The organism is Polynucleobacter kasalickyi, from assembly GCF_900176405.1.
GTDB lineage: Bacteria > Pseudomonadota > Gammaproteobacteria > Burkholderiales > Burkholderiaceae > Polynucleobacter > Polynucleobacter kasalickyi.
In genome coordinates this window covers 183035-196465 of record NZ_FWXJ01000003.1, presented here as the reverse complement: position 1 = coordinate 196465, position 13431 = coordinate 183035, and the positions used below count along the sequence as shown (strand labels likewise).

Genomic DNA, 13431 nt, shown 5'->3' with positions numbered 1-13431 from the left:
CTTAATGCTTTTGGGATTAGTATTCTTTTTCAGCTTAGCCAATTACTTTAATCGGGATAAAACCCCAAAAAAGTAATTAACCCCAAAAAAGTAATTTAAAATTTTTCAGTGAATTAAAAAATTGAGGTGTTTATGAATCGCAATTTAGAAAATATGACTCGCTATGTCGGTTATGGTTTAATCGGCATTATCATGATGGTAGTATTCCGTTTGGTCATGCCAAAAGCAAATGGATCGATTGGAATTTGGTTAGCTGCAATTGTTTTTGCAGGAATCATCGCTTATCTTTTTGAATTAAATTACCGATCAAAAAGAAAATAATTTTTTAGTTTTAATCCGAAATAGGTGAGTAGTTTCGGGAACTATCATTTGATCAACTCAAATGCAATTACATGGACGCATTTGAGTAATGTGCATATGAAAAAACTTCAATAATTAATATTAAAGATCAGAAGCATACAAATTAAAAGAGCCTTAATAAATTATTAAGGCTCTTTTAATATTAATAAAATTTCTTAGGTAGATTTTCTTCTGGCATTATTGGGCGCGTTTGATACAACATCAAAAGCATACCAATCGTAAAAATGATGGGATTTTTAAAAGATACATATGAAATTATTCCACCAACAATAAAGGCTAAGGCCGCAAAGTTCCAAAACATTCTCATTAAAGCAATCCTCTCAAATAAATTGAAATTCTATTTTATCATTTAAAAGACGAAGTAATTTTTTTAAAATTGAGATGATAAAATAAATTAAAAAAAGAATTAAAGCACATAAGACAATAAACTTATTTTGGTTAAAGACCCATTTGTGTGAAGTTTGTATTACTAAAGATAATCATAAAAAATAAATACATTTTCAATCAGAGTTCACCCAAATTTTATGCCATTGAAGCTAGGATCAAAATTCACTATTTTTATAGCCGCAGTATTTTTGCTATTAACTGCCGTTGCATGGTTTTTGACAAACAAGATTATCACTGATGTAAACAGGCAGTGGTCAAATCAATTATCAGAGCGTCAAGTTCAATTTGATATTCATCGAACATTGATGCCTTTAATCAAGGAAATAACCTTAGCCCGCCAACTTGCTACTGAGCCTGCAATTATCGATATGGCGATGCAAGAAGAAAATAGTAATTCAACAAATAGGGCAATTGAAACACTCAATAAATATCGAGGTCTGTTTCGTGATAAGAATTATTTTTATGCTAATGCAAAAAATGGTAATTATTACTATAACGACTCCCAAAATTCCTATGCTGGAAAGGAGTTACGGTACCAACTTTCACCTAATCTAAAACAAGACGAATGGTTTTACGCAACTTTGAAAGACAGTGCACCTTATCAAATTAATCTGAATTATGATGCCCACTTAGATACTACTAAGGCCTGGATTAATGTCATGGTGAAACATGCGGATAAGAATATTGGCATTGTTGGGACAGGTATTGACCTTACAGCTTTTTTAAATGATACCGTAGATATTGGACAGACTGGTATCCATAATATTTTTATTGATCGAGATATGGCGGTTCAATTATTTCGAAATCCAGATTTAATTGACTATGCAGGTATCACCAAAGAGAAGAATGAGCGTCGTCGTGTTGATGCAATTCTAAAAGATCCAAAAGACCTAGCTGCGCTCCAAAAGGTAATGTTACGCTTAGCAAAAACGCCAAAGAAGATTGAAACTATTTCAGTAAATTATGAAGGCAAACCACACATACTAGGCATCGAATATTTGCCAGAAATTGGCTGGTTTGATCTCACCCTAATGGAGTCGAAGGGGATACTAATTGCCGATCAGTTCCTAATGGTTCCTATCCTCATCACGGTGATATTTTTTCTTACACTCATCTCACTCTGGTTATTTCTTAATCGTATTATTCTTAAACCTATCGAAGTACTTCATCAATCGGCCTTGAAAGTTGAGAGGGGAGACTTTTCAGTTGCAGATAATATTCCGGTTGCTAGTAAAGATGAAATAGGTCAAGTTGCTTTTGCCTTTAAAAAAATGACACTATCTCTTAGGGAGCATACTTCTAACTTAGAAAAGAAGATCTTTGAGAGAACTAAAGAGCTTGAATCTTTAAGTATGCAACTCCAACTATTAAATAAAGATTTAAATAAACTGTCACGTACAGATTATTTAACGCAAGTAAGAAATCGACTTGATTTGGACCATTGTCTTGATGTTGAACAAAATCAATCGATCCGAACTGGACAAGTATGCTCCCTGATCCTGATGGATATTGATCACTTTAAAGAGGTTAATGATCTTTATGGCCATCATGCTGGCGATTTAATACTTAAAAATGTAGCTTCAAGTATTCGTGAAAGACTGTCATCCGCAGATATTTTTGGCCGATGGGGTGGCGAGGAGTTTTTACTACTCTTACCGAATACGCCGTTAGCATTAGCACAAGAAAAAGCCGAAAGCATTCGACGATTTATTGCTTCCTTAAATAATACGCTGAATATGAAAACGATTACAGTCACAATGAGTTTAGGTGTTAGTATTTTCATTCCAGGCATCTCAACTTCCATTGAAAAATCCTTAAAAGAAGCTGACCGAGCACTCTACCTAGCAAAAAATAAAGGTCGGAATACTGTAGTTGTGAATAGTGAGGCCAATGGTTAGATGGATAGTATTCCTGATTTTGAATCCAAAATGGGTTCTTCAATTAATGGGAATGCGTATTTAGTGAATGATGCTCTAACTGGAAAATTGATTCTTTGAGAAGATAGGTAGAAAAAAATACCGAGAATCCACTTCGGTGAAGCATCAAAGATGAGACTTTACGTGTTTCTAAATAGGTCGTTGATCAATTTAGCTAGGTAGTCAAATGAATAGTAGAACCAGTCGTATAAAGAGAGCTTAATGATTTCAATCAATAAAATATATAAATTTTTAAATACACTCGGTGTTGTAGGAAGTGCAGTTGCTGTAGTTAGCTTTTCATCAGGGCTTCTAGCAACGGAAAAATACCCACAAAAACCGGTGCGGATTGTGGTTGGCTTTTCCGCTGGTGGGCCAGTTGACAATATTTCTAGGATTATTTCCAAGCGGTTAAGTGAGAAATTGGGGCAACCATTTGTGGTAGATAATAAGCCCGGTGCAAGCAGTATGATTGCTGCACAATTTGTTGCCAATTCCGAACCAGATGGCCATACCTTATTAATGGTCGCATCTACTCATGCAATCAATCCTAGCCTTTATAAAAATATTGCTTTTGATACGTCAAAAGACTTTACTGCAATTGGATTCGTTGCTGAGAATGCATTTGTATTAGTAGTGCCGAAAGATTTAAAAGTGAATACGCTAGCTGATTTAATTGGGTTGGCAAAAAATCAATCTAGCCCACTGAATTATGCTTCCGCAGGCGTCGGTGGGTTACCGCATTTGGCGGGGGAGTTGTTTAAATTAGAAGCTGGCATAGATACAAATCATATTCCATACAAAGGGGCTTCACCTGCCTCGGTAGATTTGTTGGCGGGACATGTATCTTTTATGATCAATAACATGCAATCAGCATTGCCTTATATTAAAGATGGGAGATTAAAAGCACTTGCAAGCACATCTTCCGAACGTATATCCGCCTTACCAGCGGTTCCTACTTTTAAGGAGTTGGGCTTTAAGAGCTTGCAATTTACTGGTTGGTATGGATTATTAGGCCCGGCGGGCATGTCCCCTGATCTCGTCAAGCAATTGAATGTGCAGATTTCACAAATTTTGCGAGAGAAAGAAGTCGTCGCACAAATTAGGGCAGATGGTGCCGAGGTTAAAGTGGGTTCCCCAAAAGAATTTTCGGAACGTATCCATAGTGACATGATGAAATGGTCAGAAGTCATTAAGCGCGCAGATATTAAAGGACAATAAGCATGGACAGTAAATTTTTAGAGGTAAGCGCAGGCGTCAATTTATTCTGCCAGGTTCAAGATTTCACAGATCCTTGGAAACAAAGTCAGACCATCATCATGGTACATGGCTTTGCTGAAAGTTCAGCCTCTTGGTATGCCTGGATCCCTTATTTGGCGAGGAAGTATCGTGTGGTTTTATTCGATATGAGAGGGTATGGCAAATCTACTCCGATGCCAAGTGACTTCTCTTGGACGATGGACTGTTTGTTGGATGATATATCTGCTGTGGCTCAAAGTTATTCTTTAGATCAGTTTCACCTGATTGGGGCAAAAAGTGGTGGATCCTTAGTATTGCAATATGCAGCCAAGAATCCAGAAAAAGTAATTTCGGTGGTTTCGGTTACCCCTCCCGTTGTAGGCGCAAAGGCTGTCCCAGATTGGCTTGCCCAAATAAAAGCAGAAGGGGTTAAGCCTTGGGCAAGATCAACCATGCCGGGACGACTTGGTACTAATGCGAGCACCCAAGAGATTGATTGGTGGGTAAATCATGTTCAAGGACTTACGCCAGAGTCAACCTTGTTAGGGTATTTAAATTGGGTGCCAAAGTTAGATTTACGAGAAGAAGTTTTAAAAGTATTGTGTCCAACCTTTATTATGACAACCTCAGGTAGTGGGTTGAGAACAGTTCAAAGTGTTGAAGAGTGGCAAACAAAGATGCGCCATTCAAGCTTGCTCGTAGTTGAGGGCGATGCTTGGCACGCGGCTGCAGCTTATCCGGATATTTGTGCAAGTGCTGCCAATGAGTTCTTAACTAAAATTTCATCTTTGAATTAAAAAATCTTTTATATTCAAGACTGAAATCTACAGAAAAAGAAAAAAGGTTAGCAAAATTTTGCTAACCTTTTATGTTTGGTGGCGAATCAGGGACTCGAACCCCGGACCTGCGGATTATGATTCCGTCGCTCTAACCAACTGAGCTAATTCGCCGAACTTCATATTATACAACTAAATTACCCTAAAAATCTAGTTCTTCCTCAGATTTGTTGGTAAAACTTTTCGGAAAGACTTTTAAGCCACTTATATAATTCAATCGAACTAGTTCCGCCAAGTATTTCTTATTCCTCTGCAAATCGAGTAACCTTATTACTTGGAATATTAATATATTAAAGGTTAAAAAAGATGCAACTTATTGCCATATCTGCTGGAAAAATTAAGAATCTGCTTTCAGGAGAAGGCGAATCAGATAAAGTGATTCTATCTGCAATAGGTAAGTCTCCAATCAGCACGTTTGAATCACCTTCTCCAGTAAGAGTACGGTATTTAGGAATTGAATCGGATGAGCAAGCTGATTTAAGAGTACATGGCGGAGAAGATAAAGCAATCTACGCATATCCTCAAGAAAATTATGAATTTTGGAGCGTGCAACGTAAGCAAATCTCTACTAGTTTGCCTTCTCTCACTTTTGGTGCTATGGGAGAAAATCTAACCACCTTTGGATTTAGTGAGGAAGATGTTTTTGTTGGCGATCAGTGGAGTGTTGGTGAAGTTTTACTGGAAGTTGCAGAATTTAGAGAGCCATGCTTTAAATTTAATATCAATATGGGCTGGTCTGGTGCTGCAAAAGCGATGATTACTAGCGGGCGTTCAGGATGGTATTTAAGAGTACTAAAGCCAGGGTTGATTGCTGCCGGAAATCAAATTACTGTTATACCAGGGGTTCGAAAACTAACAATCAAACAACAAGCTGAAAGGTATTACAGTAATCCTAAAAAATCCTAAGATATTTTTAAGACGGTGATATTAATTCAAATTGGCAAGAAACTCTCGCACTATCTCAACGCATGGTTCAACATGCGTTAAATGAATCATATGAAAGTCTGAATCAATCGTCGCAACTTTGAGTTGAGGAATTTTTTCTTCTAAAAGTTGTATCTGTGCAGGGTCGGTAATTGGACCATTACTGGGCATAATCGCAATCGTTGGACAATGAATATCCTTCAAGAACTCTGTGGCATTGGCAGAATTTACTAGATCAGAATAATGGATAAGTACCTCTGGCGCACTCTTAGAAAACTCTTTTACGTACCATTTAAGAAGTTGGGGATTAGTCTCTGGAGGGAATCTAGCGATTACGCTAGTTTGATAGACCCACTCTTCAATTCCCATCTTGTGCATGGCTTCTAACCTCGAGCTAAACCCTAGTGAGTATTTGCTTTTCATCGATTGGTTAATAAACACGGGAGTAGCAACTAAAGCAAGACCTTTAATCAAGTCAGGATGACTGGCAGCTAAAATAATACCTAAAATTCCACCCATCGATTCACCACAGAAATAAATAGGACCACATTTTATTTCTTCAATCACCTTCACTAAATCGCTGATGCAATCTTTGATGTGAATATCTGCACTAGGATTTTCGATGGGACTTGATTTTCCAAGGCCCCTCATATCAACTCGAACAATTCGATAGTCTCTCGCTAATAACGGAACCCATTTATACCAAAATGCGCCACTTCGACCATTGCCATGTTGTAAAAAAAGAGTGGGACGATCATCCCAAGGATTTGTGAAGTCATCAATTTGATAATGAATTTGAATACTGGGAGCAACAGATAGTAAGGGCATGAATTAATCTAACTCGAGTTTAATTTTTTTGGAAAGTTGCATCCAACGCGCCTTATCAGCGTTAAAAAATTCTTTAAATTCGCTGGGAGTACTAGCAATAGGAATAGCACCGTCTTGGTTTAAACGCGCCAAGATATCTGGATTTTGTATGACCTTTTTGATTGATTCAGAAAGTTTATTCACAATAACTTTCGGAGTTTTCTCGGGTAAAAAAACACCATACCATCCAACTACCTCCATGTTTGGATAACCTAACTCAATTAAAGTTGGTACCTCTGGGAGAGCGGTAGATCTTTGTGCAGTTGTTACTGCTAAAACGTTTAATTTTTTACTCTTAATTAAGCTTGAGCTAGCAAGTAAATTATTTAACATGATGTCTACATTACCACCTAATAAATCATTATTTGCCGGAGCTGCTCCCTTGTAAGGGACGTGGATAGTATTTAAACCTAAACGATCATTAATGAGCTCCATTCCCAAATGAGGGCCACTACCATTACCCGATGAAGCATAACTTAATTTGCCGGGGTGCAATTTAGCAAACTCATAAAACTGTTTAAAAGTTTTTAGTTCGGATTGAGATCCAGTAGTGAGAAGGTATGGATATTTGGCAACCAGACTCACTGGAGCAAAATCTTTGTCCACATCAAAAGGCAATTTTTTACTGAAAGCTGGTGATATAGCAAACGATGCAATAGTTAACAGCACTGTATTGCCATCCGGTGGAGCTAAGGCAACAAACTGAGCACCAATAATACCGTTCGCACCAGGCTTATTTTCAACATAGACAGTTTGATTTAATAATTTTCCTAATTCAATACTAATGGTTCGGGCTAATGCATCTGTCCCTCCACCAGCTGGAAACGGCACGATGATCTTAATCGTTTGATTTGGCCAGGTCTGGGCTATCGCCAAACAAGGGCAAGCGATAAACAACATCGTAGATAAAGTCAGAACACTACTTTTGAATTGATGTAATGCTTTATAAAATTTAAGTGTCATTTAAAAATGATTTCTTTTTGTTAGTTAAGGTTCAATTTTAGTTTATTTAATTTTTAAATTAATTTAAACATAAAGCCTATTAAAAACAATTAAGAATTTCTCGCGATAATATGCATTTTAAATTTCATTCGTATATAAAAAAAATGAAGTATTTGTGAAAATAAAAAGTTTCATATAAGTGCAATCTTTCAGAAATATTTCTGAAACTACCCAGTAATATTTGGCAATTAAATTACTGATATGAAAAGATTTGCCGAAACGACCAAAAGAAAATCCCGAATTGAAATCATCCCTATGATTGATGTGATGATGTTTCTATTAGTTTTTTTTGTATTAATAAGTCTAAATGTCATTCCGGCTTTAGGTCTTAAGACAAAACTTCCAACCTCTAGTTCTGCTACTCAAGAGAATCCTCCGAAAAGAATCATCGTCACTTTACTGCGTGATGGAACTATTCAAGCTGATGGGCAGTTATTGGGTAACTTAGAGGAGCTAACAAAATTGATTAATTTAAAAAAACAAGAGTACTCGAATAATTACACCGTTGTCATTCAAGGGGATGAGGCCGCGTCGATGCAAAGCCTGATTGATGTGATGGATGTTCTGAAGAAAAACAACGTTGAATCAATGACCATCTCTGCAAAAAGAAAAGCATGAATATGAATCAAATATTTTCAGCCCAGTTGTTTACCTCTTTATGGTTTTATGAAAAAAGAGAACCTATCTCATTTTCAGCTGCACTAGCTATTTTTTTAGCTATGGCTGTTTTGTGGTTGATGCCAAAATCCTACACGGAGCCAGTGATAGCTGCAACTGAAATGATGGCTATCTTAGAAAATATGCCAGTTCCACAAATTGAAAAGTCAGTTGAGAAAAAAATTCAAGATAAAAAAATAGAAAATAAAGTTGAAAAAATACAAACGAATTTACTCGAAAAGGTTACTGATGCCCCAGTAGTAAATGATTTACTTGCTGAAAAGGCATCTCCGTCTCCAGCTAAACAATCTAAAAGCGAAAATCAGTTAGCGAGTACACCTCCAACACCCGCAAACAGTGTTATGCAACAAGCTATCAGTATTGCAGCTAGATACGAATCAATTTTAAGAGCATATTTAGAAAAAATTAAACGCTACCCATCCTCACGTGAGGCTAGACTAGCTAGGCCTGAGGGGGTGGTTAGAGTTTGGCTAGAACTTTCAAGAACTGGTGAACTCATAGCCGTCGGAATTTTAGAATCTTCTGGTTTTAATTTACTCGATAGCGAAACGATAAAGACGATAAAAAGTGGGACGTTTCCTGCTTTTCCTGAAGGAGCATTTTTAGGTGAGGCAACTCATAAATTCATCGCAAATTTAAATTACACCATTTCGTCTAACTAAGCCAATTCTCATTAACTCATTTTACTTTTAATCTTTTAAGGATCAACCATGAAAAAGCCACAAAGTGCAGTATTTAAACTTTCCGCGATATCGTCCGCAATCTTGTTAATGGCAGTAATGAATCAAAATGCTTTTGCTCAAAATACTAGTGATGTCGGTACTATCAATATTGCTGGACAAGGCGAAATTGGTGGTGGTTACATGATTCAAGACGACGGTTTTAAAAATCGTAGTACTGTAACAAAAGAAGCGATTGATACAGTAAGATCTACCACTAATCCATATCAAGTGCTTAGCATTCTCCCCAGCGTAAATACTTATTCACAAGATGCAACTGGTTTGTTTGGTGGCAATCTTCGTGTTAGAGGATTTAACTCAGATCAAATGGGTTTTACTATTAACGGCGCACCTGTAAATGATTCAGGAAACTTTGCTGTATACCCACAGGAGTACACTGACTCTGAAAATCTATGTGAAGTATTTATTACTCAAGGTTCTGTTGATAATGACGCACCTCACGTTGGTGCTTCAGGCGGTAACATTGGGATGAATTCATGCGGACCAAAGGATGTCTTGGGTGGTAAATTTACACAATCTATTGGTCAATTAGGCTTTACTAAAACATTCGTTCGCCTAGATTCTGGTAAGTTAGGTGTTGACAGTCCATTAAAATTCTTCATCTCAGCTTCTCATTCACAAGCTGATAAATTCAAAGGACCAGGCAGTGCATACCGTGATCACGTTGATGCAGGTTTAGATTGGAATTTAACTAGAGATACAAAGTTATCAGCAAACGTACTTTATAACTATGCTGTTAATAACAATATTGCTACTTTGACAAAAACACAATATGCAGCAAATCCAAATATGGATAACAGCACAAATGTTCCACAACATTTAAGCGGTGGAGTAAGTGAATCTACAAACTTTGGGACTTCTGCGGTTGGTACAAGTAACTTTAACACTTACTATGGTTATTCATTAAACCCATTCAGAAACACTTTGGTTACATCAAAGCTTTCAACAAGAGTGGATGATAAATTAACGTTGAGTGCTGAACCATATTACTGGTTTGGCTATGGCACTGGAGGCGTAGAACAAAAAACATTATCTACTGTTGGATCATTCACAGGCTCTAGTATCGGGGGCGGTATTGTTAACCCATACGGTGGTGGTACGCAAACAGTTGGTATTTACTCTGGTTCTGTAACAAAAACTCAGCGTCCTGGAATTACATTAAAAGCTGACTGGGATCTTGAGAATCACAAAGTGTTAGCTGGTATTTGGTATGAAAAAGCTAATCACCGTCAAACTGGCCCAGCAACAACTGTTGATAACAATGGCAACATTTCTGATTTATGGTTAATGAATGGTTTGGTGAATTATCAAAATGGTGCTACGTATGAAGCGAGAAACTATGTAACTATTTCAACAGGAACGTCTTATTTCTTGCAAGATACATTTAAAGTAAATAAAGAACTTGATGTGTTTGCTGGTGTTCGTTACGCTACGATTAATCGTGATTTCACAAACTACGCTTCTAGCCAGACTGGTGGCGGTATGGATTACAGTATTAATGCAAAATATGAAAAGTTGTTGCCAAGCATTGGCGCACGCTACAAATTGGATGATTCCAATCAGTTGTACGGTAACATCACACAAAATATGCGTGCACCGTCGAACTTTGTTTTGTCAGGTTTAGTAGCGGGCACAGTGACATACACAAATGGCGTAGCAACCAGCGCATTAGCTTTAAATCCAGTAACTGTAAAAGAAGAAACTTCTACGAACTATGAAGCTGGGTATCGTCATTTCGGTAGGGATGTGAATGTTTCTGTGGCAGCTTTCTACGTTGATTTCAAAGATCGTATTGCACAGTCTTACAATCCAGATACCAATACATATGCAGATTACAACGTTGGTAATTCAACGGTTACTGGTCTTGAGTTACAAGCAGGTACAAAACCAATCAATGGCTTCAGTTTATTTTCATCAGCCACATTCACGAACAGCGTTCTTAAATCCGACTTCAATACATTAAACGGTTCTACTCAAACTACTCTACCTACAAATGGTATGCAGTTCCCTGATACACCGCAATACATGTTTGCATTGTCTGGCCAGTATTCAAAAGGACCTGTAATGGCCCAGTTGATTGGTAAATATACTGGAATGCGTTATACAACGTTAATGAATGATGAGTCATTAGACGCTTATTTCACATTAGATCTAAATGCAGGATATCGTTTTGAAAACACAGCATTCTTGAAGAATCCAACTGTACGTTTGAACTGGTCAAATATCCTAAATACTGGTTACTTATTAGCTAACTCTGGAAGTGGATCTAGCATCTCTGCAACATCCAACTCTGCGTATTCTAGTTACAAAGGGTATGGTGTTCCATCATATTATGTTGGGGCCCCAAGTTTTGTCAGCGTTTCATTTAGTACAGAGTTTTAAACATGGAATTACTGCATCAGATCTCTTTTGGCATGATGATTTTGGCTGGAATTATCGCTTTGGTAGTTAGTATTGAACGTGTTATTTTTTCTTCGGTAAATTTAGTGCGTTCAAAACAAGTCTTGGTTTCAGTAAATTCGGGGGAGTCACATCAGATTGAAGACCATTTAAAAAATGATGCTGTCTCCCATATGGTTGCTGAAATAATCAAGATTAAAGCGCAAAACCTTAACCCGAATGTTTATCAAGACCGAATTGAGGCTGCATATTTAGAAGCCAAAGACGTATTGTGTAGTCGTCTTTGGATTTTAGATACAGTAGTTACGGCAGCACCATTAATGGGGCTTCTTGGCACCATTTTTGGAATTGTTGATACTTTTTTGGCTCTCTCAAAATCTGGTATGTCAGACCCATCCTCAGTCAGCTCAGGTATCGGTACGGCATTATATGCAACAGCTTTAGGAATTTCTATTGCCTTACTTTGCTTGTTAATTTTTAATTTTTTAAACGATCGTAATGAACGTATCATTGAAAACTTAAAAATGTTTATTCTGCGTGCTTAAGTAATGAATACGTTTTGACTACTAGGAGTGCAATACTTCTAGTAGTCAATTTTTTTAAAGCACACTCAATCTCTAATTGAAGATCAGCAAATGAAAAATCTAATTAGTAGACGCTTTCTTTTTCAACAGATATTCTTCGGATTGGTTTACCTTGTTTCCATCAATGTAACAGCACAAGTCGTTAAGAAGGATGTACCTTTAGAAATTAATGGCCCCCTTGTTGGAAGTGTTACGCTGAAATCAGCCAAAATTTGGCTACAAATTCCGGTCATTCGTTCAAGAGATGAGTTCCAAACTTTTTTAGAATATGAATCAACAAACAATACTGGCAAGTTTACAAATCAATTAAAAAATACAAAAAGAGTAATCTTAGACGCGGATAAAAATCATTTTATTTGGGAACTGACAGACTTAGAACCACAGACCAAATATCAATATCGGGTTGTGGCTAAAAAAGGTTCACAAGTATTTCGTTCAAAAGCATATACATTTCAAACTGAGACACTTTGGCAGTGGAGAAAAGATCCTCCTAATATTAAAGTATTAGCTAGCTCTTGCGCTTATACCAATGATAGTCCTGAGGATCGTCCCGGTAAACCCTATGGACAAGGTAACACCATCTTTAGTTCAATGGCGAATCTAAAGCCAGATGTAACCCTTTGGTTGGGCGACAATATTTATTTAAGAGAGACAGATTTTGATAATCCAAAAGCGATGGCTAGTCGCTATGACAAGTGGCGATCAATACCTGATCTTCAATCCTTAATGCAATCAGGAAGTCATTTAGCAACCTGGGATGACCATGATTATGGACAAAATGATAGTAATTCTTCGAATCCTTTTAAGCAAGTTTCATTAGATTTATTTAAAAGATATTGGCCTAACCCAAGCTTTGGTTTACCTGAACTCCCTGGCGTATTTACTCAATATAAAAGTAGTGACGTTGAGTTTTTTATGTTGGATGATCGTTGGTATCGAGATAATGAAAAACTCCAAGATAACTCAAAACAGATGCTTGGACCTGAGCAGCTCCGATGGTTAAAAAATGCTTTATTGTCCTCAACTGCAACATGGAAATTAATCATCACGGGCAGTCAAGTACTAAATTTGAATAATAAATACGAGGGTTGGCATCACTTTCAAAAGGAAAGTAATGAATTTATGCAGTGGTTAGAAAGTCAACAGATTCCTGGGGTAATGTTATTGTCTGGTGATCGTCACTTTTCGGTACTTCTTAAAAAAGAACGTACAAATACTTATCCACTTTACGAGCTAACCTGCTCACCGAGTACTGCCGGCCCTTATTTATCAGCTAGCCAAGAAACTCAAAATAATCCATCTGTGGTTAAAGATAGTCTTGTAACGGCAAACAACTTTTGTGATTTGGAGTTTTCAGGAAAACGCGGTGAGCGTCAAATGTTCATTCAGATTAAAGATCAATCCGGTAAAAGTCTATTTACAACTACTATTAGCGAGAAACAACTAAGATAAGCTTACCTACCTTAGCAATTCACCCTCCTATCAATTTTCGAATAAA

The 13431-nt window shown here is 37.1% G+C and carries 12 protein-coding genes and 1 tRNA gene; 10 read left to right on the top strand and 3 right to left on the bottom strand.

Annotation, left to right across the window (positions count from 1 at the left end; all coding sequences use genetic code 11):
* Nucleotides 1-132 precede the first annotated feature (132 nt).
* From B8983_RS04315 to B8983_RS04300, 4 genes are all read left to right on the top strand, one after another.
* Nucleotides 133-321 carry a hypothetical protein gene (locus B8983_RS04315; RefSeq protein ID WP_084282894.1) on the top strand — a complete coding sequence of 63 codons (189 nt, stop codon included), beginning with the start codon at nt 133-135 and terminating at the stop codon, nt 319-321.
* 563 nt (nt 322-884) lie between these two features.
* Nucleotides 885-2645: a sensor domain-containing diguanylate cyclase gene (locus tag B8983_RS04310; protein WP_084282893.1), complete on the top strand. Its 1761-nt coding sequence runs from the start codon at nt 885-887 to the stop codon at nt 2643-2645.
* 240 nt (nt 2646-2885) lie between these two features.
* Entirely contained in the window at nt 2886-3884 is a 999-nt protein-coding gene (locus B8983_RS04305; protein WP_084282892.1) for a Bug family tripartite tricarboxylate transporter substrate binding protein, read from the top strand.
* A 2-nt stretch (nt 3885-3886) separates the two neighbouring features.
* The gene (locus tag B8983_RS04300) at nt 3887-4699 is read left to right on the top strand and encodes an alpha/beta fold hydrolase (RefSeq protein ID WP_084282891.1); all 813 of its coding nucleotides are present in this window, start codon (nt 3887-3889) and stop codon (nt 4697-4699) included.
* Between the two features lie 76 nt (nt 4700-4775).
* On the opposite strand, the gene B8983_RS04295 is transcribed toward B8983_RS04300, so the two are convergent.
* A tRNA-Met gene (locus tag B8983_RS04295) sits at nt 4776-4852 on the bottom strand.
* A 192-nt stretch (nt 4853-5044) separates the two neighbouring features.
* Between B8983_RS04295 and B8983_RS04290 the strand changes: the two genes are divergently transcribed.
* Entirely contained in the window at nt 5045-5644 is a 600-nt protein-coding gene (locus B8983_RS04290; RefSeq protein WP_084282890.1) for an MOSC domain-containing protein, read from the top strand.
* A gap of 21 nt (nt 5645-5665) precedes the next feature.
* Here the strand turns inward: B8983_RS04290 and B8983_RS04285 are convergent, their stop codons facing one another.
* The gene (locus tag B8983_RS04285; RefSeq protein ID WP_084282889.1) at nt 5666-6490 is read right to left on the bottom strand and encodes an alpha/beta fold hydrolase; all 825 of its coding nucleotides are present in this window, start codon (nt 6488-6490) and stop codon (nt 5666-5668) included.
* A 3-nt stretch (nt 6491-6493) separates the two neighbouring features.
* Nucleotides 6494-7492: a Bug family tripartite tricarboxylate transporter substrate binding protein gene (locus tag B8983_RS04280; RefSeq protein ID WP_084282888.1), complete on the bottom strand. Its 999-nt coding sequence runs from the start codon at nt 7490-7492 to the stop codon at nt 6494-6496.
* 240 nt (nt 7493-7732) lie between these two features.
* Between B8983_RS04280 and B8983_RS04275 the strand changes: the two genes are divergently transcribed.
* The 5 genes from B8983_RS04275 to B8983_RS04255 all read left to right on the top strand — a co-directional run bounded on the left by B8983_RS04275 (nt 7733) and on the right by B8983_RS04255 (nt 13385).
* Entirely contained in the window at nt 7733-8149 is a 417-nt protein-coding gene (locus tag B8983_RS04275; protein WP_084282887.1) for an ExbD/TolR family protein, read from the top strand.
* Nucleotides 8146-8871: a TonB family protein gene (locus B8983_RS04270; protein ID WP_084282886.1), complete on the top strand. Its 726-nt coding sequence runs from the start codon at nt 8146-8148 to the stop codon at nt 8869-8871. The genes B8983_RS04275 and B8983_RS04270 overlap by 4 nt, the downstream gene beginning before the upstream one ends.
* 48 nt (nt 8872-8919) lie before the next feature.
* The gene (locus B8983_RS04265; protein ID WP_084282885.1) at nt 8920-11331 is read left to right on the top strand and encodes a TonB-dependent receptor; all 2412 of its coding nucleotides are present in this window, start codon (nt 8920-8922) and stop codon (nt 11329-11331) included.
* A gap of 2 nt (nt 11332-11333) precedes the next feature.
* A complete protein-coding gene (locus B8983_RS04260) occupies nt 11334-11894 on the top strand; it encodes a MotA/TolQ/ExbB proton channel family protein (RefSeq protein WP_084282884.1) in 561 nt (186 codons plus the stop codon).
* 90 nt (nt 11895-11984) lie between these two features.
* Entirely contained in the window at nt 11985-13385 is a 1401-nt protein-coding gene (locus B8983_RS04255) for an alkaline phosphatase D family protein (protein ID WP_084282883.1), read from the top strand.
* Nucleotides 13386-13431: the final 46 nt, after the last annotated feature.